Genomic DNA, 24,526 nt, shown 5'->3' on the forward strand with positions numbered 1-24,526 from the left:
GGTGAGATCCCCTCGTCCGTACTCTCCCCAGGCCGGCCCCGGAGCCCAGTCGCTGAACGAGCGCCGCAAGGCGGCCACCCAGCTCGACATCGCCCGCGCCGCCTGCGAACTCTTCGCCGAGCACGGCCCCGACGGCACCACCGCCGAGGACATCGCCCACCGCGCGGGCGTGGCCCTGCGCACGTTCTACCGCTACTTCCGCAACAAGCAGGAGGCCGTCGCCCCCCTGCTCGCGGGCGGCGGCGACGCCTGGCGCGCGCTGCTCGCCGAGGAGGACCCCGGCACCCCGCTGACCGAGGCCCTGGAACGTGCCGTCACGCGCTCCCTCACGGGCCCCCAGGCCCTCGACGAGGGCCTGGAGGTCACCCGCGGCCTGCTGCGCGCCGCCACGACCGACGAGGCCCTGCGGGCGGTCTGGTACCGGGTCAACCAGGACTCCGAGGAGCGCCTGGTCCCGGTCGTCGCCCGGCTCGCCGGCCCGGACGCGGAACCCCTCGCCGTCCGGCTCCTCGCGGCGGCGGCCACGGACGCGATCCGCATCTCCCTGGAACTCTGGTCCACCACGGACACCCCGCCCTCGGGCCCCGGCTCCCCCGCGGAACTCGCGGTCCGCTGCCTGCGCGACCTCACGGGCGCGATGCCGCTGATGCGCTGAGCGCGCCCGTCGGAGGACCTGCCCGTCGGAGGACCGGCCCGTCAGAGAACTTGCCCGTCAGAGAAACCTGGCGGACTTCTCCCGCAGGTGCTCCGCGAAGAAGGCGGGGGCGTCGGGCCGCATCCGGGCCAGCGTGACCATCGCGGTGACGAGGACGTCCGCGACCTCCGCCTCCACGTCCCCCCAGGTGTGCGAGTTCCCCTTCCGCGGATTCGTGCCCTTGGCCCCGATCACGGCCTGCGCGGCCTCCCCGAACTCCTCGCCGATCTTCAGGATCTGCAGCGTCACGCTCTCCTCGTGCGCCACCCCGCGCCCCCTGTCGTGCTCGTCGAACCGGGCCGCGAGGGCCCCGATGGTCTTCCAGGTGTCGTCCATCCCCCGAAGCTAGCGCCGCGCCGCCGCAACGCAGAAGCCCCGCCCCCCTCTGCAGGAGGGGGGCGGGGCTTCGTTCGATCAGTGCGTCAGCACGACCACGGCACGGCTTAGAGGTCGAAGAACTAAGTAGATGATTCGCCCCACCTGCACTGATCCGCAGAAAGGGCGGATGACGTGCAGAAACAGTCCGATGCGGTCGGCAGCGGTTCGACCCTTCTCGGATTCTCTGGTGGGCCCGTTGTGGGCCCGGCCCCAGGGCTGACCAGCCAGCTCCACACTCTCGCGCACCCTGCCCTCGGACACCCCGCAGCCATGCGGGCCGAGGGCTTTGCCATGCCCGGACACGGGACTCAGGAGCAGGTGGTCGGCGCGGCCGGCGTCGCCGTGAAACGCGAAAGGCCGCCCCCGAGGGGACGGCCTCTTGCTGGCCTTCTAGATCAAGTCTTCTACCTGACTGCTGCGCGTGTGATTGGCGTCTCCCTCGCAGCGGCCGGGCCCTCTGACTCGAAGGGCACCCCCCATGTTCCTTGCTAGGAACGAGGTACAGCCGTGACGGTACCTGATCACGGAGCGCGTCTCAACGGCGCGTACCGCAACCCGAACACCGTCAGCGGCAGAGTGCTGAATGCCGTTTCCAACGCTACTGGATGTCATGACTTCAATGCCGTAAATCCGCGGATTGGTGGGCCGTCAAAGTCCGGCGACCTCATGTCCCGTCTGGCCTCTGCGGCCCCTCGCGCCTATCGGATGCTGACCGAGGGCGACGTTGACGGCGAACTTCTTCCGCTGACGAAGATCAGGATCCCCGGCCAGCGCAAGGTCGCCCTGCCCGTGGTGCTCTCCTCCGACCGCAAGGAAGACCGGGGCTCGAACGCGGACCACGCCTTCCAGATCGCCTGTGTCATCGCGGGCGGCATCCACCGCGCCGGAGGCTCCTGGCCCGACTTCCACCACCTTCTTCTTCTCGGCCCGCACAAGGGCGGGGCTTGGTACCGCGAGCGGGTCCACCGCAAGGGCTACGACGACGCGATCAAGCTGCTCCAACGTGTCTGGGACCGCGTCACCCGACACATCTCCTCCAGCGACCCGATCGCCAGCCGTCAGGACGCGATTACGGACCTTCTGACCCTGCGGGAGCGGGCGGAGTCCATGAAGTTCACCGGCCGCAAGACGAAGCGGGTACTCCTCGCCCACGTCGAGATCGCGTTGAAGGCCGGGGGCCGGGATCACCAGGCGTCCGTCCGTCAGCTCTCGGAGGAGGCCGGGGTCAGCACCAACACCGTCTCCAGGGCCGACACCGAGTTGCAGGAGCGCGGGCTGCTGCGGCGGACAGTCCGGGGGCGCGGGTCGGATGCGGATGAATGGTTGCTGCTGAGCTGTCCAGACGATGTGTCACCGATGAGACACCCCCAGGTGCCCACCGGTCCCCCCGCACCAGGTGTCTCATCCGTGACACACCCCCAGCCTGTACCTGTCGAGGTGAACGGGCAGGTCATGACCCAGCTCATGAGCCTGGACGCGTTCGCCCACCGGGGCCTGGCCGACTCCGGCCTCACCCTGGTCTCCGCCATGTGCGACTCCGAGACCCCCGACCGCACGGCTTCCGAGTGGTTCGACGCGGCCGGACTCCAGCGCAGGACCGGATACCGGGCCATGGGCAAGCTCGTGGAGTCCGGCATCGTAGAGAAGGCCGGTGAGATCTACCAACTCACCGAGGCAGCCCGGACAGCTCTGGCGGCCCCCGACACCCGCGAGGCCGCAGACCTCTGGGAAGAGACCGCGATCACCCAGGGCACGGCTGGAGTCGGTGAGCGTCGCAAGCTCCGGCACCACTCCCAGCGGGAGCGGTGGAAGCGGTGGCTCGAAGGGGCCCGCGACACCGTCCGCAAGGCCAAGACCGCCCTGCGCACCGGCCTGGAAGCCGTCACGACGTGGACCCGCTGGGGCAGCGACGTCATCGACACCCAGACCGGTCAGGTGATCCCCGGCTGGCGCGTCGCGGATGACGGACACCTCATCTGGGACAGCCCCGAGCCCCCGTATGAGGTGCTGATCGCCCGCCACGCGGCAGCCCGCGCCGAGTGGGAGGAAGCCGCCTGACCCCACCGTGTCAGCGTCTCAACTGCCGCGTCTCATTCATGTCACTCCGCAGGTCAGAGCCTCCTTTCTGCCTGCCACACAGCACTGGCCGCCACGACATCACGGCGTCGCCGGCCTGACGTCATCACCCCAATCGCGTCGACGTTGAAGGGATCACTCCGATCTTGACCGACCCCAACTCTCCCGTCCTCTGGCTGGAGTCGGACCGCCAGCAGGACCAGGCCGAAGCGGAGGCCGTCACTAGTGCGTTCTCCTGCCCGACCTGCACGGCCCGCGCCGGACGGCCCTGTCACGTCCGCGACCAGCCCGACCGGCACCTCGCGGACGCACACCCCGACCGGGCCGTCCGCGCCTACCTCGCGCTCGCGGCCACCGTCGTCTGTCCCACCTGCCGTACCGCCCCCGGCACCCCCTGCTCCTGCCCAGGCCGGACCTCGGCCGCCCGCAGCGTCCCTGGCCCTCACCCGCTGGTGCTCGGTGTGCGCAACCCCCACCGGAATCCACTGCACCGGCGTCGTCCAGCCTCACGCCGCCCGCGTCCTCGCCGCCCTCCAACCCTGACCCGAAACCGCGGCGCCGCCGGCCAGCGCCAACCCCTTGGAGTCCCGACATGAGTAAGCCCCGTCTGCGCGCCCCGGCCCCTGTCGTTCACGAGCCCGGAGACCCGCTCGGCGTGGACTGCCCCTGGTGCGAAGCCCGCATCGACCGGCCATGTCGGATCAGAACCAACCCGGCCGCACGGATCAGAACCCACCAGACCCGCATCGACGAAGCCACCCGTCGGGCTGCCTCGGAGAGGCCCCCGGCGTGACCTGCGGGCAGACATGCGAAAGCCCCCGTCGCGTGGTCGCGGTGGGGGCTGAGCGAGAGCGCAGGCGGTTTACGTGTCGTTCGGGTCTGGCTCGGCGGGGAGCCGGTCCTGCTCGGCGAGAGCTTCCAGCGCCTTCTCGTACCAGTCCAGCGGGACGATCACCGCCTGGGCTTCCTTGTAGCGCATGACCTGGATGTGCTCCTTGCCGTACTGCACCCGTGCGCCGAGGACTTTGACGATCTGGGTCCGCAGGTCGGCCGCGTTCATGCGCACGGTCTTCTTCGGGTTGCTGCTCTCGCTCGACATGCGCGTATCGTACGTGAGATCCATCTTGCGCAACATCGTATGTTGCGCAACACTTGAGTGGTGCGGAACACGCTAGAACCGCACAACAAAAAAGCCCTCGACCGGTGCAGCGAACACCGGAACGAGGGCCTGACCGAGCACCCCAGATGCATTGGAGTGATCAGCTATGCCCAACCCTACGGGCACCAGTACGGCCATTGCCGCCGCCCTGGACAGCGCCGACGAGTACCAACAGCGGTACAACGCTCTCCGATCCCACCGCGAGGAGCGGCTGCGCGACCACGGCTACGGCTGCTGGCGGGCCACCACCCAGGCCCGCACCCGAATTCCTGCCATCTGCCGGGACCCCCGCGTCGCCCGCCACGTCACCGCACACCTCAACGCGTTCACCAACGGAGGTGCCCGGTGAGCCGCCGGTACTCCTTCTCCGACCCGGGGAACCACGACAGCGAGGGCGGCGGCAACACCATGGGCCGCGCCCGCAGCCCCCGCAAGGAGGCCAAGCGCGCCCGCGACTTCGAAGCCAAGCCCGCCCGGCAGCAGATCAAGAGCGCCGAGCCGAAGCGCGGGTTGTGGTCCCGGTGAGCCGGGCGCTGTACGAGATCGACCCGGAGACCGGCGCCCGCACCCCGCTGGACCCGGCAGCGATCGAGACCGCCCGAGCCGAGGCTCGCCTACGTCGCCGGACCCTATGGGCCGACGAGAGTCAGCGTCGGACCGACCGTGCAGCGCTCCGCCAGCACCTGGCCGCCCTTGGCATCGACCCCGGCGAGATCAGGGCTGTTCTCGGCCCCGGTCTCCACCCCTCCAAGGCGCGGCCGGCGCCGCCGCGGAATCCCGGCAGCAGTCCCGACTGATGACCGAACCCCGTACGACCGCCGCCCCGGCCCCCGCCGGGGCGGCACCCCACCCCGACCAGGAGCCCTACCGATGACCAGCCCGACTGACCGGCCCCCGCTCAATGACACGATGCGCGCCCTCATCGGAGTCGTCATCGCAGGCGTCGTCATCGTCGCCGGGATCGGATTCGCGGGCTCCTACTCAGCCGTCCGGGACCTGGCCGTGAAGAAAGGCTTCGGCGGCTTCGCCCTGGTCTTCCCCATCGGTATCGACGCCGGGATCGTCGTCCTCCTCGCCCTCGACCTGCTGCTGTCCTGGATGCGCATCCCCTTCCCGCTCCTGCGCCAGACCGCATGGCTGCTCACATCGGCCACGATCGCCTTCAACGGCGCGGCAGCATGGCCCGACCCCCTCGGCGTCGGCATGCACGCCGCCATCCCGATCCTGTTCGTGGTCACCGTCGAAGCCGCCCGCCACGCGGTCGGCCACCTCGCGAACATCGCCGCCGACCGACACATGGAGAGCGTGCGGCTCTCCCGCTGGCTCCTGTCGACAGTCCCCACCTTCAAGCTGTGGCGCCGCATGAAGCTGTGGGAGCTCCACTCCTACGAACAGGCAGTCGGCATAGAACAGGACCGGCTGATCTACCGGACCCAGCTCCAAGCCCGCTACGGGCGAGCCTGGCGGCGCAAAGCACCCGTCGAAGCCCTCATGCCGCTACGCCTCGCCCAGCACGGCGTACCGCTGACCGAGACCGCACCCGCCGGACTGGCCGCCGCAGGCATCGACCCCGCCTTCTGGGTCACCCGCCCCCGCCGCACCACGCCCACCGAGGTCACCGTCGAGCGCGAGGAGACGCTGGAGGAGGCCGCCGACAAGACCATAGAGATGATCTCCGAACCCGCCGTCAGTGGCGCCGGGCTCCCGGCCCTTCCGCCCGCCGTACCGGCAACGGCCGCTCTCCCGGAGTCCGGCAGCAAGGGCCGACGCGCGGTCGTCACCGCACGCACGGCAACAGAAGACGACGACCGTAAAGGGCCGGACGAGCTGCCCGACGGCAACAGCGAAAGCTGCACCGAGGACATCGGCAACAGCCGGGCCGCAGACCCCGAGGACAGCCCGCTCACGCCGGACATCGCACCGGAAAGGGCCGGTGACGACGTGTCGACAAAAGCGCAGGTCAACGCGGAAAGGGCCGAGGCCCGGCCCCCGGCCCTTTACGGTCCCGAACACCCCGCCGCCCCCGGCCCTTTCGAGACGGCAAACGCCGCCCGCGAACGCGAGGGGAAAGAGCGGCGAGCGGCCCTTGCCGACGCCTACATGGCCGAAGTGGAAAGGGCCGAAACGGCCGGGGACAAGCCACCGGCAAAGGCCGTCTGGGCGAAGGACAACGACACCAGCGTCCCGACCCTGAACCGCGCCCTGGGCGAGTACCGCCAGCGTCAGCCCACCGACTGACCCCGCAGACCGGGAGCCCCGAGCTGGAACTTCCTATGGCTCGGCTCGGGGCCCCCTTCACCCACGCCCGTACTAGAGACAGACGAGAGGCCACCATGCTCGCGCACATCCGCGCCCGCCGTGTCCGGCGTACGAAATACCCCTCACGGTCGCACGCCTGTACGACTACCCTCGCGACTGGGGAACGGGCCTGGGAGCCCGACATGATCAACGAACACCTGCCCGCCACGGTCACGGCGGAGCCGCAGCTTGCCCGCATACCCGCTCTGCCGTCCGGTTGGCAGACCGCGGCGCCGCCGGCCGAGCCGCGCACCGTCGACACCGCGCACGACGAAGACGAACTCGCCATCCGCGCCCACCTGGCTGCCCTCGGCGTCGCCCCGGCGGGGTGGTGACCGTGACCGACCGCATTCCCGTCCTCACCCCCGACGCTCACCACAGCATCGACTGGAACCGGGTACGCGCCACCGTCCGCGCCCTGCGCCCCGTGCGCACCCTCACGCTGATCTCCGCTGCCATGTTCCCGGCCGTGGTGTGGGCCGAACAGGTCGCCATCCCCGTATCCGCCGAGGTCGGCGTGAACACCGCGTTCGCCATCGCCTGCATCACGTCGACGGTGTGCGCCGTCGGCATGGCGACCGGCGGCCGAATCCGCCGGTGGGCGAGCGCCGCCCTGCTCATGGCTGCCGTGGGCGGAACGCTGCTCGCCGCCCCGACCCGCCACCTGATGACCATCTGGATTGTGGGGGCCTGACCATGGACCTGATCGAGACCACCCACGTCGTCACCCGCGCCGGTGCCGCCTTCGGCTTCTGCCTGATGGTCGTGACCGGAGCCGTGATCTTCTACAGCAACGGCCGCACCTTCAAGGCGTTGAAGAAGCGCCGGGTCTGGCTCCCCTGGGCCGCAGCCTTCCTCGTCATGGTGCTCGCGTCGGCCGTCGTCGGCGGCATCATCGGCAACATCTCCGGCACATTCACCGGCACCGGGAACAAGCTCGGCCAGGAGATCGGGAACGCCGCCGTCGGCCAGTCCGGCGCCGGAGCGGTAGAGCTGTCCACCGGCGAAGTCCTCGGCTACTCCGGCTCCTGGATCGCCCTGACCCTGATGATCCTGCTCGGCCTGTTCATCTGGTTCGCCAAGGGCTGGGGAGAGCGCGCACTCGCCATCTCCGGCGCCCTGACCGGCTCGACCTGGGGCATCGCCTCCTCCCTCGGCGGCATCGCGTCGATGATCGGCGTCCCGCTGATGACCTGGATCGGGGAGGGAATGATCGGATGAGCAAGCCCGGACCCCTGATCGCCCGCACCACCGCCGGATACGGACACATCACCCTCGCTCTCGCCCACTGGGCCGGTGGCCACACTGTCTCCGCTGAGGAGCTGCACCGCAGGATCGTCAAGGCCCGCGCGGAAGCGCACGCCGAAGCGGTCGAGGAGCATGCCCGCGAAGCCAGACGGGCGCACCGCAGAGCGGCGAAGCTGCGTCGGATCGCCGCCGAGGACGGGGGCCTCGTCCCCGCCGCCCAGGCCGACCTGACCCTGGCGGAGAACGAGGGACGCCGTCACGAAGCCGCCCTGGCCGCCCTGGGGGACTTCGAGGTCCGCCCCGTCGACCCCGGCCAGATCCGGCACATGCGGCACTGGACGAAGTTCCGCAGACTCCTGGTGCTGGCCTCGCCCGTGGCCGGTGTGGTGGCAGGAACCGCGCTGATCGACGGGATGGTGTTCGTCCTGGCCGTCAGCAGCTCCGTGACCGCCTGCTGCATGTGGGGCGACAAGCCGTTCGAGAAGACCGTCCGTCCCGTCCCCGCTGAACTCCTGGCCGACACCGCGTTCCTGGTCCTCGAACCCTCTGGGGACCAGCCCGTGATCGTGGACACCGGTAAGTGGAAGCTGGAGTTGCGGACCTACGTCGAGCAGGCAGTGGCCATCGCGAAGCAGAACAACCAGAACGGCATCCACTGTGTCGAGCTGCTTCACGGACTACACCATCAGGGTCAGTTCCTCGGCATCACGTCGGCCACCTTTCCCTCGAAGCTGCGCGACGCGGACATCCCCACAAAGGTCGTGAGCGTCGGCGGGGACAAGCAGCTGGGTGTCACGTACGACGGCGTCGAGAAGGCCCTGGGCCGCATGCTGCACCTGCCCGCTCACCTGGTGCCGGACCTGACCGTGTACCCCACATCTAACCCCTCCCCCGTCGAGGATGAAGCAGCCTGAGACGGGTAAAGCCGCAGGTCAGCGCTAACCGTTTACTCCTTTACCCACCGTCAAGCGATCGGAGAGAAGTGCCCGACAGCACCACTTCCAGCGTCTATCTCATCGGCCCACGAACACGAGGACCGGTCAAGATCGGGTACACCGCGAGACGCCCGGAGGACCGCCTGAAGGTTCTTCAGACCGGACATCCCGAAAAGCTCCACGTCCTGTGGAGCACACCCGGAACCGAACTTCTGGAAGCCGCCCTGCACTCACGATTCCACCTGTACCGGGTGCAGGGCGAGTGGTTCGACTTCGGCGCCCTCGACCCGATCGAGACCGTACGGAACGCGGTCTTCGGTAAGCGCGAGGCCACGAAAGCGGAACCCATGCCAGTGGTTCGGATCCGAGGAGGTTACCTCGCCTCCCACGTGAAGTACTGGAAGCAATCGGACTTCGAGCAACGCTTCATTGAAGTCTTCTGGAGATTTTGGGATCTGCTCTTCGTGGCCGCCGCCGTCCAGGTCTCCGTGGACTACTTGCACGCCATGGAGTGGGACGACTGGGTGCTGGGCTGGTGGGGCGATCTGAAGGTGTGGATCACGTCCTACGACTTCACCTCGGTCGACGTCATCGCGGCAGCGTCGATGTTCTTCGTCTGCCGAGTGCTCCAGCCCTACGCATCCCGCCTTCTGTCCGGCCTGGTCGGAGTCATCCGGTACTTCGTCCGACGTCCCCACCCGATCTCTGTGCCAGTCCTGCCAACCCGCTGAGGCGCCGCCGGCACCGCCTTCTCTGTGCGGCGTACCGCGGTCGCCGTGAACGAGGAGCGCCCCGACCACCAACACGGTGGGCGGGGCGCTCCTCGTTGTGCCGCACGTGCCAGGTGCGGGCTGCGTGGCCCCGTCTGTGCAGGCGATCGGTCAGCCGGGCTCGGGCGAGGTGCCGTTGTTCGCCGGGTAGCTGAGGGTGATGAGCCTCAAGAGGGTCATCACCTGGTGACCGCGACGCTCGCGGTCTTCGGTGTCGTGGGGGGCCTCGATGAACCGTAGAAGGGCGGCCAGGAACGCATCCTCCACCCGCTCGTCTGCGGCGTGGAGGGCCTGTCGGGCGGTGGCGGCTTCGACCTTCTCCCGTTGCCTTTCGCGGCGTTGGGCGGTGAGCCAGTCTTCCAGCTGGGCGGCCCTGATGGCCAGGCGTGTCCTGGGGTCGTAGTCGACGACGGTCCGGCGGTGTCCCTCCAGGGAGAGGATGGGGACCTTGAGGACGGGTTCCGGGTGCCAGTGGACCTTCAGGTAGGCGAGCGAGCCTGCTTCATGGAGGGCGTCGTTGTAGAACTCGACGAGGGCGGCGAGTCCTCCCTGGATCTCGACGAGGGGCCGGTTCTCCGGCGGGCCCAGGGGCATCTCCTTGTGCGGCCCGTTGAGCCGGGCGACGATCACCTCCGAGTTCCGCCACTCGATGTGCCCGATCTGGACCAGGTCTTCTCGTTCCAGGGTGAGGAGGGCACGGCGAGTCTTCTCCATGTCGGATCGGGTGGCGGCGTCTCCTCCGGCGAGGTCCCGCATCTGAACCCATGCGTCGGGCCGCTTGCTGTTCAAGGCGCGAAGGGACTCAAGAAGCTGTCGTTGTACGCGCCCATGGCCTCTACTCATGGGATAAGCGTTGCACGGGCAGTAGTTGACTCTCCCGATACATCACTTACTTGGACGTCGGGACGCTGGTCGGCATGGACTCACGGATCATCGCGGCCTCCGAGGCCGCCTCTGAGAACGTCCCGCTGGTGGCCCTGGCCCTCGGTGTCGGCGGGGGACTGTTCGCGCTGATGTACTCGGGCTTCGTCATCGTGGCGCTGGTCAACCGGCCCACCCCTCCGCAGACCGCCACCACGCCCCCGACGCCCGCGCCCGCTCCTGCGCCGCTGTCCGGCTTGGCGTACGCGGCTGCGGTCGCCGCTGTGGTGGGGGTGGTGGTGGCCATCCTGGCGTGGCTGTTCCCCCGGTAGCCGGGGCCGGAAAGTATCAGGTGCAGACGACGCCGGCACCGCCGCCACTGTGCGGCGTACCGCGGTCGCCGTGAACGAGGAGCGCCCCGCCCACCAGACATCCGGTGGGCGGGGCGCTCTCGTCGTACGTCAGCGGCTGTACGAGCCTGCTGCCTCGACCAGTTCAGCAAGGTGGGCTGCCGAACCGGTGCCGGGGATCGGGGCGACATGGTCGCCGAGGTCGAGCAGCCAGTGAAGTGCCTTCACGACCCCGCCGTCCTCGGTCAGCGCCCCGGCCCCGAGCGGGGCGTAGGGCACGTACGGGATACCGGCGGCCCGGCAGTGCTCCACTCCCCGATCCGCGTCCCTCGGCTCGGCGAGGCTCAGCTTGTTCTGCACGGCCGCCACGGTGACCACGGTCGCGGCGATGTCCACTTCGGCCGGGGTGACCTTGGACAGGCCGATGTGTCTGATCTTCCCCTCCCGCTGGAGTTCGGCGAGCGCGCCGACCTGGTCGAGGAACGGCACCTTCGGGTCGTTGCGGTGGAGGTAGCACAGGTCCAGGGCGTCTACGCCGAGGCGCCGAAGGCACTGCTCGACGGTGGCGCGCAGGAACTCGGGGCGCCCGAGCGGCTTCCACACGTTCGGGCTGGGGCGGGCCATGCCGACCTTCGTGGCGATCAGCAGTTCCGGCGGGTACGGGTGCAGGGCCTGGCGGATCAGCGTTTCGACGGTGTGGGGACCGTACGCGTCGGCGGTGTCGATGTGGGTGATGCCGTGGACGTGGACCGCGTCCCGCAGGACACCGACGGCTTCGCCGAGGTCTGTCGGGTCGCCCCAGGTGCCGGGGCCGGTCAGGCGCATGGTGCCGAAGCCGAGACGGGAGACGGTCTTGCCCGCGATGGTGATGGAGCCCGCAGGGGGCGTCACGCGGCGGCCTTCGCGGTGATGCGCTCGACCATGACGGCTACGGCGTTGCCGTTGAAGTCGGTGCTGGTGATCTTCTGGTGGGGCAGGTTGAGGCTGGTCATGAGGGAGTGGATGTTCCGGTCGACGGAGGCGCGGTAGTCCGGGTCACGGTCTCGGCAGTCGCCGAGCGGGACGGAGGGGTCCAGGACCGTCGCGTAGAGGCGGTCGTACGTGGCGGCGTGGGCCTGGACCAGGCGGACGAGCCCATCCATGACCTTCGGGTCGGGGTCCTGGCCGGAGCGTTCCAGGGCGGCCATGTAGTAGGCGAGGGGGTCCACGGCGGAGCGGTCGATCAGGACAACGTCCGCTTTCAGGGTGGCCTCGGCGACAGCGGCGCCGGAGGCGGCGATGATCCACTCGGTGCACTCGGGGCTCTGCTTGTGGAGCTTGGGGAAGCCGAGTTCGGCGGCCTGCTGGGCGAAGGAGGCCGGGGTGCGGGCCACGGTGAGGCCGGTGGCCCGCAGTTCCATTTCGACGCGCCGGATCAGGGTGGTCTTACCGGTGGAGTGGGTCCCGGTGAAGGCTACGCGGGTGGCTACCACAGTGTCTGCTCCTCGGGTTGGGGGTCGAGTTCGGGAAGGCCGGGCATCCCCGGCGGTACGGCCTTGGCGGCCATGGCGTCCCACGAGTCGTAGTGGGAGGCGAGGTGGTGCAGCAGGAGGGCGGTGGCGTGGGCGTCGTATCCGGCGCGGTGGCGCGTGCCGGCGACGCCGTCGAGGCTGATGCCGGTGTGGTTGATGAGGGCGTCCAGGCCGAAGCCCTTGTGCCCGGGGAAGGTGGCCTTGGCGAGGCGAAGGGTGTCGATGACCCCGGCGGGCTTCCAGTCGGGCAGGTGCCGGGACAGGACGTTGTACTCGACGCTGGCGGAGTGCGCGGCGATCCATGCCCCGTCCAGCAGCCCGGCCACCTCACCGGCCACGTCCGCCCATACGGGGGCGTCGGCGACCATCGCGTTGGTGATGCCGTGGATGCGGGTGATGAGGTGCGGGATGGCAACCGGGGGCCGGATCAGCCACGATCGGGCGGCTTCCGGCTCCGGGCGCCCGCCGGTGACGGGGATCAGCGCCACCTCGACGAGATCCGGCGGGGTGGCCCCGTTCCCTTCGACGTCGACGACGAACAGGGGGGCGGGCCAGGTGGAGAAGTTCACGGGGTGGGGGCTCCTTGCTCCCCCTCGCGCCAGCCGATCTCGGCGCGGCCGTGTCGGCGCTCGCGGTGGGGATGGGCTCGGTCGTGGACCTGGAAACCGTAGCCGTGCTGCATGTAGTAGCGGGGCTGTTCGGCCAGGCCCTCGGTGATGACCGCCCGTTCGGTAATCTCCACCGGACCGGTTGACCCCAGCTCCTTCGCCAGCCGCTCCGCGTCAGGCAGGGCCGGGGCGTTCCACGCCGCCGCGCACAGCCCCAACTGCCTCTTGGGGCAGATGTTGCACAGCTCCTTCACGCCGTAATGCCCGTTGTAGTCGGCCAGGCCGTGGGCGTAGGCGACGGCGCAGGAGGTCTTGCGGAACAGCGGACCCCACGGCTCTTCGGAGTCGGCCGAGCGCCGGAACAGGTCGAGGATGCGGTCCTCCAACCGCTCCGGCATGATCTTGCGCCGCGCGGTGTCCTCGTACGGGGAGGGGAGCTTGTTCTCCTCGTAGTAGGCGGCGATCTCGTCGCGGAAGAACAGGCCGGTGAACACGGTGGCGTGCGCGTGCTCCGACAGGGTCTTGGCGAAGGCCAGGTGTTCGTCGGAGTCGTTGAGGCCGGGGACGATGGGCCGCCAGTACAGGATCGTCCGGTACGACTGGGCGTTGACGTACAGCGTCTTGAGGCTGGTCGCGGCGATGTCGGAGTCGACCGGCTCAATGCCGGTGTGGCCGATGCCGGAGTAGGTGACCAGGATGGTCAGCTTGATGTTCCTGAAGGAGTTCAGGACGGCGCAGTCCTCTTCGGTGACGCGCCAGCGGGTGATGACCAGGACGTGGTTGGTCAGGCCGCGTTCGTCCAGGAGCCGGAGCGTGTTGAAGGTGTGGCCCTTGACGATGGGGAGCATCGGGTCGGTGGCCTTGTTGAAGACCTGGATCGGGGTGACGTGCGGCCGGAAGTACTGGTGCCCCACCAGGGCGGCCACCGCGTCCTCGTCCGACATGAGGGCGCGCGGCACCTTCATGCCGAAGTTCTTGTAGAGGTGGCGGATGCAGTAGCCGCACTCCAGGGGGCAGCCGATGACGTGGTTGAGGGATAAGCCGGACTTGCGGTACTCGATGGGGTCGGCCAGATTCGGCTCCAGCAGCTCGATCTGCTTCGGCGTCATCAGCGGCAGGGGCCTGCGCTGGAACGTGGTCACGGTCATGCGGGAAGAGTCCTTCCATCAGAAGTCCTGTCGCCGGGCGTGACAGGGCATACGGGCGCCCGGCGGCAGGGGTCACAGGGGCGGGCGGGGTTGCTCCGTCGGCGCCCGCCCTCGTCCGGCCACGGACGCGGCCGCACCAGTTGAGGCGCCGCCGGCCGCGCCGGGGAGTTACCGGCCCTGCCGGTGAGCCGTGGCGTACCGCAGCAGGAAGTCGGTGTGCTTGGCCAGCAGGCGCAGCGCGGCCACCGGGTCCGTGATCTGTGCGGTGAGGAGGGTGCGGGCGTAGGCGACGGTGCCCAGGGCCACATCGCGGGCCCGGTCGTCGGCCAGGCCCTTCGCGTACTCCTCGGCCGGGTCGGCCAGCAGGCTGATGTGGGAGCGCAGCCGACGCCGGAGCTGGTCGGCGGCCGGTCCGGTCCCGTGGGCGTAAGAAGCCAGGTCCATGGCCAGGTTGCTGTCGCTGCGCATGTCCGCGACCGTCGGCGGCGCCTTCTCCACGACGGTCACTGCTCCGTGCCCTCGGGCTCGTCTTCGCCGGGCAGCGGCCCGGTACGGGCCAGGAAGGCGTTCCAGCCGTGCGTCGAAATCTCGGAAAGCGTGGAGGACGGCTGGCCCGGGTTCGTCGGGCCGTCGGGGGTACGGGTGGGAAGTGGCGCTCTCTCCTGCTGGCTGGTCATGGTCGGGCTCCGGGGTCAGTGTCGGGAGGGGTGCCGCTGCCCGTGTCTGCCGGGGGACGGGGGGCACGGGCAGCGGCGGCGGGTGGGCAGCCCTTCGGGGGAACGGGGAGTCGGCGGACTCGGGCTGCCCGGCTTGTGGGTGTCAGGCGTACGGGCTGTGGGGGTGCACGCCCGCAGCGGCGTCCGCCAGGTTCCGGCGGCGCTCACTGTCCTGTGCGGTGCGGCGGGGCAGCGTGTCCGGTCCGGTGGTGGCCGTGCGGACGGCGACGAGGAACGCTCCCCGGTCGCCGGTCAGGGTCCGAAGCCGCTCGAACCCGGCAGAGTCGGCGGCGACCATGAGGGGCGAGTAGGTGAGCACGCCGGACGCGGCGTCGCCGAGGGCGGCTATGACGCTGGACCAGCCGGGCCGCTGCTCCAGCGGCTGCTGTCGGTCGGTGTCCGTCACCGTGTCCGTGACGGGCCAGTCTCGGCCCTCGGCGTAGCGGCGGCAGTGGTCGGCGATCAGGTCGGCCGTGTCCGGGTCGGAGGTGCAGACGTAGACGATGACGGGGACGCGGCGGCCCTTGCGGGGTTCGCTCAGCATGGGATCAATCGTGACCGCGTGATCACGGTTGGTGAACATGCGGGGCGTGGTAGCCGGACGGTCGATTCCCTGCCGACTACCACGCCCCGTGGTAGTCCATGGGACGTGATAGTCGGAATTAGGACAATCATGCTTTCGAGTGATTGCCTGCGGCATGGTCCACACACGAGGCTCGGGCCAACCTACCGAGCGGAGACGAGTGTTGTGGACATCCATTGGGCGCAGCAGGGGTCGTGCAGCAGATCGGACCCGGAGGAGCTGTTCGTCCCGGGGGCGGCTCAGGCCCGCGCGAAGGCCGTGTGCACGGGCTGCCTGGTGCGTACCGAATGTCTGGCCACCGCACTGGACGAGCGGGTGGAGTTCGGCGTCTGGGGCGGCATGACCGAGCGGGAGCGGCGAGCACTGCTGCGGCGACGACCGACGGTGTCCAGTTGGTGGCGGCTACTGTCCGTGGCTCGCGAGGAACACAAGCGATCCCTGAGGAGACGGGCGCCGAGCGCAGCCGCATAGGCTCCTGTCGCCGCAGATCAGGAGGTGGCGTCGCAGGTGAGGCCGAACAGGCTGGCGACCTCGTCGGCTGCCGTCTGGGGGCTGGTGGCGTGCACGGTGGTGATGCCGAGCGCCCGCGCAGGTGTCAGGTTTTCGGCCCGATCGTCCACGAACACACAGGCCGAGCCCGGGAGTCCGAGGCGGTCCAGGGTGCGCTGGTAGATGGCGGGATCCGGTTTGGCGATGCCCTCGCGCTCACTGATCACGTGGACATCGCACAGGTCCCACACCCCCAGTTCCCGATAGGGGTCGTACGGGTCGGTGCCGTACGAGTTGGACAACAGAGCCACGGCGACGCCGGCCTGGCGGGCGGCCCGGACCACGGCCATCATCGGCTCGGCCGCCCGTACCTCGGCGTGCCCCCGCCCCATCAGATTCGTCCCGTCCACTCCGAGCACCCGGCCTGCCCACGCGTTCCATTCGGTCTGGCCGATCTCGCCGCACTCCAGCGCCCGGTACATGGAATGCGCCGCAGGATCGTCGTGAAGGGCGATCCTCCAGTGGCGGGGCGGGAGGCCGAGTCGGGCGTTCCAGACGGCCCATGAGGCTCCGAGGGACGTCGTCATGACGCCCGCGAAATCAACGATCAACGCGGAGGGCAGGGCAGGGGACATCAGGAGCTCCGTACAGGTGGTGCGGGTGAAATGGAAGGTGTTCAGCGGGTGGTGCTGCCGGTGGGGATGCCGAGAGCCGCTGCCGCTCGTCGTAGCCGGGTGGTGCTGCCGCGTCCGGCGCGCTGCATGATGACTCCGGCCAGGGCCTGGTGTCGTACCCAGGTCGGGTTGTCGTCCGCCGCATGGAGCAGCGTGTCCAGCGCGGCATCCCACTGACGGGCGTCGCACTGAGCGACCGCCACGTCCAGATCGACTCGTGAACGGGAGGCGTGAGACAGGCCGGACCGGTCGCGGAACTGCTCGGCCAGGCTGAGGGCCTGCCCGGTGCTGCCGATCGCCACATGAATCCCGATGGCCTGATGTGTGGCGTAGGAGGGGCCGAACTGTGCCCCGTCGGGGCGTACGTCGCGTCCGAGACGGGCGGCTGCCGCGTGGGCCTCGGACAGCAGGTCGGCGGACAGGTCGGCATCCCCGAGACGGGACGCGACGACAGCGGCGAACACCACGGCCCGCCCGTAGGCGGCCCACACTCGGGGGTCGCGCTCGGACATCGACGGCTCGATCAGACGGGCCGTCTCCTCCGCAACACGCCGCGCGTCGACCAGACGAGCATCACGGAGCAGGACACGGGAGCGGAGCGTCGCGGCCAGCGCGGCACGCACCGGGTCCGACGACCGGGCTGCATGATGAGCCGCGTTCCCGACAGCCGCGTAGGCGAGATCCCGCGATCCCACATAGTTCGCTGCGGTCGCGGCGGCCCGGTAGGCATCCGACAGCAGGGCCTCGGCCGCACCCTGCTCGTCGGCGGGAGCCGTGTGCCGGTACAGGACGGCAGCACGGAGCAGGGGCGCTGCAAGCGACGCGGTCCGGGAGTAGTCACCGTCTGAACAGACCTCCCACACGTGGTTGACCGCAGCGGTCAGAGCAGCGGCGGTAGGCGGGGTCTCCTCGGCGGGTTCGGGAATCAGCCCGGCGGCACTGTCATGAACCGCTGCCGAGAGCGCACGGGCCGCCTGCCGGTCTCCCGTGGACATGGCGCGGCGTGGGGCCTGCTGGCCGAGGATGACCGCCGCATCAGCATGGAGAGCGTCCGAGAGCGCCAGAACAGTCGGCAGCGTTAAAGTCGCGTCCTGCTCGGCGGCCCGGATGGTCTGCACGGACAGGCCCGTCAGCTCCGCCAGACGCTCCTGTGTCAGGTCGGGGCCGCGCAGGATTTTGATTCGTTCGCCTGTGGTGTAGCTGTCCCAACTCCCCATAGCATTGCTCCTATTCCGGTGCATGGCTGTACTGGGACCGTACCCGCCCCACAGCAGCGGGGACAGCAGATCGCCCCCACCGGACCCGATTGCCGGTGGGGGCGCTGCCATTCAAAGAGACTTGCCACGATCGACCCGATGGAGTCAGGCCGGCGCCGCCGCGGATTCCGGGTGAGCGGTCGGCCCCGGCTCCGCTACGCACCAAGGGAGACTCCAATGAGGAAGCGTCTCGCGTTCCTGATCGCAGCCCTGACCCCTCTAGCCCTGGTTGCGTCACCCGTCCGGGCCGACACCACGACGACGTGGATGTCCTTCGCCCTCACCTTCGACGTGGCCCTCATACGCGGGACCATCCCCTACACCTGCTCCGACTCCGCACCCATGCCCGCCGCAGCCCTGGCCGATGGCCAGGAATTCGACCGGCAGCTCACCGAGGCGTTCACGGATGAGAGCAAACTCCCCGCCCAGGTTCAGGTGCCCGCGTTCTACCCGGAAAACCCCAACCCCGGCGCCATCGCGAACGCCACCATGACCAACTCCGAGGCCGCCAACATGGCCTGCCCCCGGACCGACACCCCTACGCGCCTCTACCGGCCGCTGAACACCATCGTCCACGTCAAGGTCCCCGCCACCACCGCCAGCGGCGCCCGCTACTTCCCCGAGCCCGACAACATGCGCAACTGGCTCCAGCAGGACTTCACCTTCAAGGCACTGAACAACGCCTACGACCTGAGCATCAGCCTCCGCGACATCCGCGCCATCAACTCGTCCTGCGGCATCACCGAGACCGCTACCGGCAAGGCCGCCCTGAACTGGACCTGCCCCGACCCCTACGGCACACGCACGCTGCCCTACTACAGCAGGGGCCTGACCTACGGAAGGGGAACAATCTTCTCCGTACAGGAAGGCGGCAGCATCGTCATGGACCTCAGAGCGCAAGACGCCGCCTACCCCGCCGCCCAGGACCCCGCTGGTCTGGAATGGGACTTCCTCCTCGGCAAGCGCACTGCCAACGGCGGATGGTGCCGCGAATACTCCTGGAAGCTGGCACCCAACCGAGCACTCGGCAGCGTTCACTACATCACCGTCAATGCCAGCGATGTGGACACCTCCCACGCACCCGACGGATGCGCCGACCGCACCGACACCATCGGCTCCACCAAGCTTCTTGACCTGGTCCGCATCGACAAGTCCTTCACCAGGCCCTGACGTCGGTCAGGCCAACCGGCCGGCGCCGCCGCGGATTCCGGGTGACAGGGGTCACCCGTGGCCGGGTTGAACGCCATCCTGGCGTTCCGAAAATGTCGATGACATGGACAACCTCACGATAGACACGACCGGGCCTCCCCACCTGTGGCGATGCCTCACCATCCACAACCCGTGGGCCGAGTTGATCATTCGCGGGGACCGGGCCGTGGAGATCCGGACGTGGACGACGGGGCCGCGCAGGATCTGGGTCCACGCGGCCAAGCACTGGGAGGGCCCCGGCCCGAGGCCGTCGCATCTGACGTTCGGTGCGGTCGTCGGGAGCGTGCAGGTCGTGCGCTGCTCGCGGACACCGCCGGAGGGGTCGGAAATGTGGGCCGAGGACGGCGACAACCTCTGGTACTGGCACCTCGCAGACCCCCGGCCGCTTAGCCGTCCGGTGCCGATGAGGGGGCGACAGTCGTTGTACGCCCCGGACCCGGCGGTGATGGCCCGGCTGATTGAGGAGGCGTAGGCGCAGGGCTTCCGACCTGGGAAAACCACCGTAAGTAGTTGACGGTTGCGGAGAGTGATCCTAGACTAATCACATCGAACGCACGACCGAACGACCCGCTCACCACCCCTGGTGCGCGGGTCGGGTCATTTCCGGACCAGGAGTCCTCCATGAGCGTCATCACCGAACTGCCCGACGGCCTCGTCTACCGCGTCGGGCGGGAGCACGCGGCCAGCCGACTGCACATCTTCCGGCCCGAGACCGATGACAACTGGTGCCCGGCCAAGGGCTCCAAGATCCCCAGCGCGGCCCACCTGGCCACCCACGCCCCCGAGGTGTGCTCCCGCTGCGAGCGTGCATTCCTCAAGGCGATGAGCGAGGCCGCGCCCGTGGAGCCCGAGCCGGAGCCGGAGGGTGCGCAGGGTTCCCTCTTCGACGCGGACCCCGAGCCGGAGCCCGAGACCGAGATGGCGGCGGCGCCGGCCGCGGAGGAGCACCACGACGATGAGCCGGAGGCGGAGCCCGAGGGTGGCTTCGAGGAGCTGCCGCTGGCGAGCGGAGAGCCTGGGGAGGAACTGCTGGCACCGCTGCGGGCTCTCATGGCCCAGGTCCTGGAGGGCGGGGAGAAGGTCACGTCGGCTCATGTGGAGGCCGCTCAGGCGGTGGCCATGCATCAGCTCGCCTTGGGTGAGGAGCAGGTGGAGCGGCTGCTCCTGCGGGTTTCGAATTCTGACAATCTGGCAACCTCGCGGCGGGCGATGGTCGAGGCCGTGGTGGCCGCGTACGGCGGCAGCATCCTGTCCCGGCCCGTCTACAACGAGCGGAAGTCGGCGATCAACTACCTGGACATCCTGGTCTGGGCTCCGGCCGGATCGGTAGTGGCGCTGGAAGTGCTGCTGCCCGCGCTCATCATGCAGGCCGAGTTCGCGTTGAGCGCAGCCAGCATCGAGTACCGGGCGAAGCTCCGGGGCTCGATGCCCGAGGACAAGGAGTTCTGGCGGCTGAACTCCGTCTACCGACGCCAGTACCTTCACGGCTTCGGCGCGGACCTCGGCGCGAGGCTGCACGAGGAGCGGGCGGCTCTGCTGGGCGAGGACGCCGTGAACGCGGAGGTGGAGCGATCCCGGCAGATCCGCGACGCGGAGCACCCCAAGACCCGAAAGAGCGGCGGTAGCCGGGTCCTGAAGGCCGTCGTCGGGGGCGGCCGGTACATCCCCACCAGTGGCGCGCTGGTGTCCCGGATCGAGCCGGAGGAGCCCGCCGAGACAGAGGCCGCCTGACCTGATCCCAGCGTTGGCGTCCACGCTTCGGGCGCCCGTGCTGACAGGGGCAGAGCATCCGCCACAATCCGATCCACGGCTCTGGCGACCATTCGCCATCCCGCCGACCTCATTTCCGAGAAAGTCCTCACGTGCCCTCACTCCCCGACCGGATAGGCCCCTACCGACCGTTGCAGCGCATCGGCGCAGGTGGCATGGGAACCGTCTACTACGCGTACCACCCGGACAGCGGCCAGCCCCTCGCGGTCAAGGTCCTCCACGAGGACCACGCCAGGGACCGTGACCACCGCAAGCGGTTCGCACGTGAGGCCGCCGCACTGCGCAAGGTCACCGGCCCCTACCTCGTCCCGCTGATCGACGCGGACCCCGAAGCCGAACGACCGTGGCTGGCCACCCCGTACGTACCGGGCAACACGCTCCACGAGCACATACGAGACCACGGCAAGCTCACGCCCGGGAACCTCCTCACGTTCGCCGCAGCGACCGCCCACGCCCTGGCCTGCATCCACGCCGCAGGTATCGCCCACCGCGACCTCAAGCCGCCGAACGTGATCCTGGCCGCAGACGGCCCGCGCGTCGTGGACTTCGGCATCGCCCACCTACTCGATGCGACCGCTGTCACCGCCACCCGCGTCAACACCGGCACACGAGGCTGGATGGCCCCCGAACAGCTCCGCACAGGCATCACGACCACCGCGTCCGACGTGTACGCCTGGGGCGTCCTCGTCGCGTTCGCCGCCTCCGGGAAGCATCCCTACGGGCCGCCGACCGGCATCGAATTCCGTATGGAACGCGGCGACGAGTACACACTGGAAGGCATCCCCGACCGCCTGGCCGAACAAGTCCACGCAGCACTCCAGATGGACCCGGACGCCCGCCCGCTCGCCGCCGACCTCGCGGACACGGTCGCGGGCATGTACGGGCCACAGGGCACCACCGTGTTCCCCACCATGGAGTTCACGCGCATCGCCGAGTTCATCGAGTCGGACTACGTGCTCCCGCCGCCGGTCTCCCGGTGGGATGTCCCTGTCCCTGCCCGCGACCTGTCGCGTGACATCCAGGCCCCGCCCGTACCGCCCACTCCTGTCGCCCCGCCAGTCCCCGGCTACGGTCCCGCCCCGCAAATGCGGCCCCGTCTGTCTTTCCGGGCGCGGACTCATGCGCGTGCCGCAAGTGGCGGCTATGTCCCCGGCCTCGGCCCCTATTCCTACCGGGCCCCGAGGAAGCCGGGCGACAGGATTCCGATATGGCGGTGGATGACTTTCGTATCGAAACTGACTCTGGCGACAACCGTGACGGCAGGTGTTCTCGCCTGGGCGATTTACGCGCCGCACGACGACGGTACGGCGGATGCCGCTGCACCGCAGCAGACCGCAGCCGTGGACCATGCGGGAGGGTCGGACGAGCTCGGTTCAATCGACGGGCCGGACGACGGCGGCCCGGTGTACCCCTCGCCGAGCCCAACGCCGACCCTGACGCCGAGCCCTACGGCCTCCGCCAGTCCTTCGGCTATCTATCCGGAGACCGACAGGAATGACATGGTTTTCGCGGAGGAGACGGGCCGCGACAAGGAGTCCATCCTGTTCGACCCGAACCCGAAGCCATTCGAGTTTCACGGCGATGCGATCTGCGGGATGGACCATGGGGGTTCGACGGACGCTGACCGGCGCAAGTGCTCCATGAACATCACCAACGGCACGCGCGCGCCCATAGCGCTGGTGTGCACTGTCCCCTACCGGGACGACCTGTCGGGCAACGAGGACTTCCGGGAGGGTGACCCGCAACCGGACACCGGCACGATGACCTTCATGACCCCTGTTGTCCCGGCTCGCTACAACATGGGGGTGGAGTTCAGCCTGCCGAAGGGGAAGTACCGCAGCCTCAGCGAGAACAAGACGGTCTGCGAGCTCGCACACGTGTGAGACGGCGTATCCGCATGTGGCCTCTGACCTGGGAAAACTCTCTAATTCTGGGTTGAAATACCCCAGTTGGCGTCCTTTAATAGTCATATCAAACGAACGCCCGATTGCGACCCGTTCACCGCCCTGGTGAGCGGGTCGCGTCACGTCCGGAGCCGGGCGAGAGACGCCTGCATGCTGCACCCGAGGAGAGACCGAACGATGAGCACCGCCAGCGAAAAGACGATCGCCCGCATCAAGAAGGTCTTGGCGAAGGCCAAGGGCACCGACTCCGAGCATGAGGCCCAGGTCTTCTACGCCCACGCGGCTGAGCTGATGACCCGGCACCAGATCGAAGAGCACGAGCTCGGAATGGACGACGAGGGCCACCGGGCCGGCGGCGCCGTGACCACCTGGACCTACCGCGTAACGAACTCCGATAACGCCGGGCGCCAGCGTGTGGATCTCGTGTTCCAGGTCGTCACCGTCATGGGTGGTGCCATGTTCCGTCGCAGCGTGAAGAACGCCACCCGGTCCGGGATCTACTTCATGGACTGCGTGATCTACGCCGAGGAGAACACGCTGGAGATCATCAAGGAGCTGGTGCCGCTCGTCCTGCTCCAGGCGGAGAACGGCATGACCAAGGGTTCCGCCGACTACCGGCAGAGGCTGCGCGACATGGGCCTGGACGCCAAGACGGAGAACCGCGAGTTCCAGACCTGGCGCCGCTCGTACCTGATGGGCTTCGGCGTCGACGCCGCGAAGAAGATCAAGACCGCCCGTCTCGGCGTCGTCGACGAGGTCATGGGCTCCGGCAAGGGCGAGATCGTCCTCAAGTCGGAGTCGGACCGCGCCCGCGAGGAGATGGAGAAGCTGGTGCCCAACCTCAAGAAGGGCGCGAAGGGCCGTGGCATAAACGCCGACGGATTCCTTGAAGGCAAAAAGGACGGATCGCGTGCGATGGTCGGCCAGCGCGAGGTGAACAACAAGCGCACCGCAATTAGCGGCTGACCACCCGCACCATGCCTGACCAGGCAAAACGCCGTAAATAATTCCTCGGATCAATTGATCACAACGCGAGTTATCCGAGATAATCATTAAGCAGATCACACAGAGGACCCGAGTGAGACCGCTCGGGTCCTCTGTGTCGACTACAGCCGCACCTCAAGAAGAAGACGGCACCGCCGGCCTCGCCGCGAACCGTCGTTTGCCTCTACCTATGGGAGGAACAGGAAGTGACTGACGACAAGGCTCCGGCTGGCAGACGCATGACTGACGCGGAGGCCGTCGAGGTGGTGAGACAAGCTGGCCTCACCCCGCTGGAGCCGTACCCCGGAGGAGTCGGAAGGCGGTGGCTCTGCTCGTGCGATGAGTGCGGCTCACCCGTCCCGGCGAGGGTGAACACCGTTTTGAAGGGGCGGGGGTGCCGAGGATGCGCTGGTAGGGGCCCTCTCGACCCGGCAGAAGCCGTCGAAGTGATGCGTGCTGCTGGCTACATACCGTTGGAGCCGTACCCCGGAGCTGGCCGCCCCTGGCGATGCCGGTGCGCTGAGTGCAACAAGATCAGCACGCCCCGTCTTGCAACGGTGAAGCGCGGGGGAAGCTGCGTTCACTGCGCCGGTCATGGCGTCACGCCGCAAGACGAGGCCGCAGCAATCATGGAAGGTGCTGGCCTCACTCCGCTGACGGCCTACGAGGGGATTAACAAACCCTGGGAGTGTCGCTGTCAGCGGTGCGGCAAGACGTCTTCTCCGACTCTCTACCGGGTCAGGAATGGCAGCGGCTGCCGATTCTGCGGCGGCTACGGCCCACTCACTGATGCCGAGGCAAGAGAAATCATGCTGCTGTCCGAGCTGACACCTTTGGAGCCGTACCCGGGCTCTGCAAAGCCGTGGAGATGTCTTTGCAACCGCTGCGGGAACATCGTTGAGCCT

Annotated in this window: 32 protein-coding genes; 20 read left to right on the forward strand and 12 right to left on the reverse strand. The window is 68.8% G+C overall.

Going from position 1 to position 24,526, the window contains the following annotated elements:
• The first annotated feature begins 1 nt into the window (after window position 1).
• Complete coding sequence (locus ACODT5_RS28575; protein ID WP_243329969.1) at window positions 2-655, forward strand: TetR/AcrR family transcriptional regulator; 654 nt, start codon at window positions 2-4, stop codon at window positions 653-655.
• Between the two features lie 57 nt (window positions 656-712).
• Here ACODT5_RS28575 and ACODT5_RS28580 read toward each other — a convergent pair whose 3' ends face one another.
• Window positions 713-1,030: a MazG-like family protein gene (locus tag ACODT5_RS28580; RefSeq protein ID WP_422522048.1), complete on the reverse strand. Its 318-nt coding sequence runs from the start codon at window positions 1,028-1,030 to the stop codon at window positions 713-715.
• A 708-nt stretch (window positions 1,031-1,738) separates the two neighbouring features.
• Between ACODT5_RS28580 and ACODT5_RS28585 the strand changes: the two genes are divergently transcribed.
• The 3 genes from ACODT5_RS28585 (at window position 1,739) to ACODT5_RS28595 (ending at window position 3,941) form a co-directional block, all read left to right on the forward strand.
• Window positions 1,739-3,130, forward strand: a complete 1,392-nt coding sequence (locus ACODT5_RS28585) for a GntR family transcriptional regulator (protein WP_422522049.1) — start codon at window positions 1,739-1,741, stop codon at window positions 3,128-3,130.
• Window positions 3,131-3,294: 164 nt separating this feature from the next.
• On the forward strand, window positions 3,295-3,744 hold the full coding sequence (locus tag ACODT5_RS28590) for a zinc finger domain-containing protein (protein ID WP_422522050.1): 450 nt from the start codon (window positions 3,295-3,297) through the stop codon (window positions 3,742-3,744).
• Complete coding sequence (locus ACODT5_RS28595; RefSeq protein ID WP_422522051.1) at window positions 3,741-3,941, forward strand: zinc finger domain-containing protein; 201 nt, start codon at window positions 3,741-3,743, stop codon at window positions 3,939-3,941. The genes ACODT5_RS28590 and ACODT5_RS28595 overlap by 4 nt, the downstream gene beginning before the upstream one ends.
• 69 nt (window positions 3,942-4,010) lie before the next feature.
• Here the strand turns inward: ACODT5_RS28595 and ACODT5_RS28600 are convergent, their stop codons facing one another.
• Complete coding sequence (locus ACODT5_RS28600; RefSeq protein WP_422522052.1) at window positions 4,011-4,247, reverse strand: hypothetical protein; 237 nt, start codon at window positions 4,245-4,247, stop codon at window positions 4,011-4,013.
• A 166-nt stretch (window positions 4,248-4,413) separates the two neighbouring features.
• Here ACODT5_RS28600 and ACODT5_RS28605 point away from each other — a divergent pair, with 166 nt between their 5' ends.
• From ACODT5_RS28605 to ACODT5_RS28645, 9 genes are all read left to right on the forward strand, one after another.
• Window positions 4,414-4,656 carry a hypothetical protein gene (locus ACODT5_RS28605; RefSeq protein WP_422522053.1) on the forward strand — a complete coding sequence of 81 codons (243 nt, stop codon included), beginning with the start codon at window positions 4,414-4,416 and terminating at the stop codon, window positions 4,654-4,656.
• Window positions 4,653-4,832 carry a hypothetical protein gene (locus ACODT5_RS28610; protein ID WP_422522054.1) on the forward strand — a complete coding sequence of 60 codons (180 nt, stop codon included), beginning with the start codon at window positions 4,653-4,655 and terminating at the stop codon, window positions 4,830-4,832. Before ACODT5_RS28605 ends, ACODT5_RS28610 begins: the two co-directional genes overlap by 4 nt.
• Window positions 4,829-5,104 carry a hypothetical protein gene (locus ACODT5_RS28615; RefSeq protein WP_422522055.1) on the forward strand — a complete coding sequence of 92 codons (276 nt, stop codon included), beginning with the start codon at window positions 4,829-4,831 and terminating at the stop codon, window positions 5,102-5,104. The genes ACODT5_RS28610 and ACODT5_RS28615 overlap by 4 nt, the downstream gene beginning before the upstream one ends.
• Before the next feature lie 73 nt (window positions 5,105-5,177).
• Window positions 5,178-6,545 (forward strand): DUF2637 domain-containing protein, encoded by a 1,368-nt coding sequence (locus ACODT5_RS28620; RefSeq protein WP_422522056.1) that lies wholly within the window; start codon window positions 5,178-5,180, stop codon window positions 6,543-6,545.
• Between the two features lie 203 nt (window positions 6,546-6,748).
• Entirely contained in the window at window positions 6,749-6,940 is a 192-nt protein-coding gene (locus tag ACODT5_RS28625) for a hypothetical protein (RefSeq protein ID WP_422522057.1), read from the forward strand.
• 2 nt (window positions 6,941-6,942) lie between these two features.
• Entirely contained in the window at window positions 6,943-7,299 is a 357-nt protein-coding gene (locus ACODT5_RS28630; RefSeq protein WP_422522058.1) for a hypothetical protein, read from the forward strand.
• 2 nt (window positions 7,300-7,301) lie between these two features.
• A complete protein-coding gene (locus tag ACODT5_RS28635) occupies window positions 7,302-7,826 on the forward strand; it encodes a hypothetical protein (RefSeq protein ID WP_422522059.1) in 525 nt (174 codons plus the stop codon).
• Window positions 7,823-8,767: a hypothetical protein gene (locus tag ACODT5_RS28640; RefSeq protein WP_422522060.1), complete on the forward strand. Its 945-nt coding sequence runs from the start codon at window positions 7,823-7,825 to the stop codon at window positions 8,765-8,767. The genes ACODT5_RS28635 and ACODT5_RS28640 overlap by 4 nt, the downstream gene beginning before the upstream one ends.
• 68 nt (window positions 8,768-8,835) lie before the next feature.
• Window positions 8,836-9,519: a GIY-YIG nuclease family protein gene (locus tag ACODT5_RS28645; protein WP_422522061.1), complete on the forward strand. Its 684-nt coding sequence runs from the start codon at window positions 8,836-8,838 to the stop codon at window positions 9,517-9,519.
• A 150-nt stretch (window positions 9,520-9,669) separates the two neighbouring features.
• Here the strand turns inward: ACODT5_RS28645 and ACODT5_RS28650 are convergent, their stop codons facing one another.
• The gene (locus tag ACODT5_RS28650) at window positions 9,670-10,272 is read right to left on the reverse strand and encodes a hypothetical protein (protein ID WP_422522062.1); all 603 of its coding nucleotides are present in this window, start codon (window positions 10,270-10,272) and stop codon (window positions 9,670-9,672) included.
• Window positions 10,273-10,475: 203 nt separating this feature from the next.
• Here ACODT5_RS28650 and ACODT5_RS28655 point away from each other — a divergent pair, with 203 nt between their 5' ends.
• Entirely contained in the window at window positions 10,476-10,751 is a 276-nt protein-coding gene (locus ACODT5_RS28655; protein WP_422522063.1) for a hypothetical protein, read from the forward strand.
• Between the two features lie 129 nt (window positions 10,752-10,880).
• Here ACODT5_RS28655 and ACODT5_RS28660 read toward each other — a convergent pair whose 3' ends face one another.
• The 7 genes from ACODT5_RS28660 to ACODT5_RS28690 all read right to left on the reverse strand — a co-directional run bounded on the left by ACODT5_RS28660 (window position 10,881) and on the right by ACODT5_RS28690 (window position 15,296).
• On the reverse strand, window positions 10,881-11,660 hold the full coding sequence (locus tag ACODT5_RS28660; protein WP_422522064.1) for an aldo/keto reductase: 780 nt from the start codon (window positions 11,658-11,660) through the stop codon (window positions 10,881-10,883).
• Window positions 11,657-12,241 (reverse strand): AAA family ATPase, encoded by a 585-nt coding sequence (locus ACODT5_RS28665; protein ID WP_422522065.1) that lies wholly within the window; start codon window positions 12,239-12,241, stop codon window positions 11,657-11,659. Before ACODT5_RS28665 ends, ACODT5_RS28660 begins: the two co-directional genes overlap by 4 nt.
• Window positions 12,235-12,849 (reverse strand): 3'-5' exonuclease, encoded by a 615-nt coding sequence (locus ACODT5_RS28670; protein WP_422522066.1) that lies wholly within the window; start codon window positions 12,847-12,849, stop codon window positions 12,235-12,237. Before ACODT5_RS28670 ends, ACODT5_RS28665 begins: the two co-directional genes overlap by 7 nt.
• Window positions 12,846-14,036 (reverse strand): radical SAM protein, encoded by a 1,191-nt coding sequence (locus ACODT5_RS28675; protein WP_422522067.1) that lies wholly within the window; start codon window positions 14,034-14,036, stop codon window positions 12,846-12,848. The genes ACODT5_RS28670 and ACODT5_RS28675 overlap by 4 nt, the downstream gene beginning before the upstream one ends.
• A 168-nt stretch (window positions 14,037-14,204) precedes the next feature.
• Complete coding sequence (locus ACODT5_RS28680; protein ID WP_422522068.1) at window positions 14,205-14,543, reverse strand: DUF6415 family natural product biosynthesis protein; 339 nt, start codon at window positions 14,541-14,543, stop codon at window positions 14,205-14,207.
• A complete protein-coding gene (locus tag ACODT5_RS28685) occupies window positions 14,540-14,713 on the reverse strand; it encodes a hypothetical protein (RefSeq protein ID WP_422522069.1) in 174 nt (57 codons plus the stop codon). Before ACODT5_RS28685 ends, ACODT5_RS28680 begins: the two co-directional genes overlap by 4 nt.
• 142 nt (window positions 14,714-14,855) lie before the next feature.
• Complete coding sequence (locus ACODT5_RS28690) at window positions 14,856-15,296, reverse strand: hypothetical protein (protein ID WP_422522070.1); 441 nt, start codon at window positions 15,294-15,296, stop codon at window positions 14,856-14,858.
• A 129-nt stretch (window positions 15,297-15,425) separates the two neighbouring features.
• On the opposite strand from ACODT5_RS28690, the gene ACODT5_RS28695 reads away from it, so the two are divergent.
• On the forward strand, window positions 15,426-15,806 hold the full coding sequence (locus ACODT5_RS28695) for a WhiB family transcriptional regulator (protein WP_422522071.1): 381 nt from the start codon (window positions 15,426-15,428) through the stop codon (window positions 15,804-15,806).
• A 17-nt stretch (window positions 15,807-15,823) separates the two neighbouring features.
• On the opposite strand, the gene ACODT5_RS28700 is transcribed toward ACODT5_RS28695, so the two are convergent.
• On the reverse strand, window positions 15,824-16,459 hold the full coding sequence (locus tag ACODT5_RS28700; RefSeq protein WP_422522072.1) for an HAD family hydrolase: 636 nt from the start codon (window positions 16,457-16,459) through the stop codon (window positions 15,824-15,826).
• A gap of 41 nt (window positions 16,460-16,500) precedes the next feature.
• Window positions 16,501-17,715, reverse strand: a complete 1,215-nt coding sequence (locus ACODT5_RS28705) for a helix-turn-helix domain-containing protein (protein ID WP_422522073.1) — start codon at window positions 17,713-17,715, stop codon at window positions 16,501-16,503.
• A 216-nt stretch (window positions 17,716-17,931) separates the two neighbouring features.
• Here ACODT5_RS28705 and ACODT5_RS28710 point away from each other — a divergent pair, with 216 nt between their 5' ends.
• The 5 genes from ACODT5_RS28710 to ACODT5_RS28730 all read left to right on the forward strand — a co-directional run bounded on the left by ACODT5_RS28710 (window position 17,932) and on the right by ACODT5_RS28730 (window position 23,603).
• Window positions 17,932-18,924 carry a hypothetical protein gene (locus ACODT5_RS28710; RefSeq protein WP_422522074.1) on the forward strand — a complete coding sequence of 331 codons (993 nt, stop codon included), beginning with the start codon at window positions 17,932-17,934 and terminating at the stop codon, window positions 18,922-18,924.
• Window positions 18,925-19,027: 103 nt separating this feature from the next.
• On the forward strand, window positions 19,028-19,435 hold the full coding sequence (locus tag ACODT5_RS28715) for an ASCH domain-containing protein (RefSeq protein WP_422522075.1): 408 nt from the start codon (window positions 19,028-19,030) through the stop codon (window positions 19,433-19,435).
• A gap of 149 nt (window positions 19,436-19,584) precedes the next feature.
• A complete protein-coding gene (locus tag ACODT5_RS28720; RefSeq protein WP_422522076.1) occupies window positions 19,585-20,694 on the forward strand; it encodes a hypothetical protein in 1,110 nt (369 codons plus the stop codon).
• Window positions 20,695-20,825: 131 nt separating this feature from the next.
• Window positions 20,826-22,616, forward strand: a complete 1,791-nt coding sequence (locus tag ACODT5_RS28725; protein ID WP_422522077.1) for a serine/threonine protein kinase — start codon at window positions 20,826-20,828, stop codon at window positions 22,614-22,616.
• 198 nt (window positions 22,617-22,814) lie between these two features.
• Window positions 22,815-23,603: a DUF2786 domain-containing protein gene (locus ACODT5_RS28730; RefSeq protein ID WP_422522078.1), complete on the forward strand. Its 789-nt coding sequence runs from the start codon at window positions 22,815-22,817 to the stop codon at window positions 23,601-23,603.
• Window positions 23,604-24,526: the final 923 nt, after the last annotated feature.

Origin of the sequence: Streptomyces tatrensis, from assembly GCF_049310065.1 — a bacterium.
Classification (GTDB): domain Bacteria; phylum Actinomycetota; class Actinomycetes; order Streptomycetales; family Streptomycetaceae; genus Streptomyces.

Bases quoted from the DNA above. Each gene is read 5' to 3' on its own strand.
- ACODT5_RS28580 (WP_422522048.1), bottom strand. From the start codon at position 1,030: ATGGACGACACCTGGAAGACCATCGGGGCCCTCGCGGCCCGGTTCGAC.
- ACODT5_RS28585 (WP_422522049.1), top strand. From the start codon at position 1,739: ATGTCCCGTCTGGCCTCTGCGGCCCCTCGCGCCTATCGGATGCTGACC.
- ACODT5_RS28595 (WP_422522051.1), top strand. From the start codon at position 3,741: ATGAGTAAGCCCCGTCTGCGCGCCCCGGCCCCTGTCGTTCACGAGCCC.
- ACODT5_RS28600 (WP_422522052.1), bottom strand. From the start codon at position 4,247: ATGTCGAGCGAGAGCAGCAACCCGAAGAAGACCGTGCGCATGAACGCG.
- ACODT5_RS28605 (WP_422522053.1), top strand. From the start codon at position 4,414: ATGCCCAACCCTACGGGCACCAGTACGGCCATTGCCGCCGCCCTGGAC.
- ACODT5_RS28620 (WP_422522056.1), top strand. From the start codon at position 5,178: ATGACCAGCCCGACTGACCGGCCCCCGCTCAATGACACGATGCGCGCC.
- ACODT5_RS28625 (WP_422522057.1), top strand. From the start codon at position 6,749: ATGATCAACGAACACCTGCCCGCCACGGTCACGGCGGAGCCGCAGCTT.
- ACODT5_RS28635 (WP_422522059.1), top strand. From the start codon at position 7,302: ATGGACCTGATCGAGACCACCCACGTCGTCACCCGCGCCGGTGCCGCC.
- ACODT5_RS28640 (WP_422522060.1), top strand. From the start codon at position 7,823: ATGAGCAAGCCCGGACCCCTGATCGCCCGCACCACCGCCGGATACGGA.
- ACODT5_RS28650 (WP_422522062.1), bottom strand. From the start codon at position 10,272: ATGGAGAAGACTCGCCGTGCCCTCCTCACCCTGGAACGAGAAGACCTG.
- ACODT5_RS28655 (WP_422522063.1), top strand. From the start codon at position 10,476: ATGGACTCACGGATCATCGCGGCCTCCGAGGCCGCCTCTGAGAACGTC.
- ACODT5_RS28675 (WP_422522067.1), bottom strand. From the start codon at position 14,036: ATGACCGTGACCACGTTCCAGCGCAGGCCCCTGCCGCTGATGACGCCG.
- ACODT5_RS28685 (WP_422522069.1), bottom strand. From the start codon at position 14,713: ATGACCAGCCAGCAGGAGAGAGCGCCACTTCCCACCCGTACCCCCGAC.
- ACODT5_RS28690 (WP_422522070.1), bottom strand. From the start codon at position 15,296: ATGCTGAGCGAACCCCGCAAGGGCCGCCGCGTCCCCGTCATCGTCTAC.
- ACODT5_RS28695 (WP_422522071.1), top strand. From the start codon at position 15,426: ATGCTTTCGAGTGATTGCCTGCGGCATGGTCCACACACGAGGCTCGGG.
- ACODT5_RS28700 (WP_422522072.1), bottom strand. From the start codon at position 16,459: ATGTCCCCTGCCCTGCCCTCCGCGTTGATCGTTGATTTCGCGGGCGTC.
- ACODT5_RS28705 (WP_422522073.1), bottom strand. From the start codon at position 17,715: ATGGGGAGTTGGGACAGCTACACCACAGGCGAACGAATCAAAATCCTG.
- ACODT5_RS28710 (WP_422522074.1), top strand. From the start codon at position 17,932: ATGAGGAAGCGTCTCGCGTTCCTGATCGCAGCCCTGACCCCTCTAGCC.
- ACODT5_RS28715 (WP_422522075.1), top strand. From the start codon at position 19,028: ATGGACAACCTCACGATAGACACGACCGGGCCTCCCCACCTGTGGCGA.
- ACODT5_RS28720 (WP_422522076.1), top strand. From the start codon at position 19,585: ATGAGCGTCATCACCGAACTGCCCGACGGCCTCGTCTACCGCGTCGGG.
- ACODT5_RS28730 (WP_422522078.1), top strand. From the start codon at position 22,815: ATGAGCACCGCCAGCGAAAAGACGATCGCCCGCATCAAGAAGGTCTTG.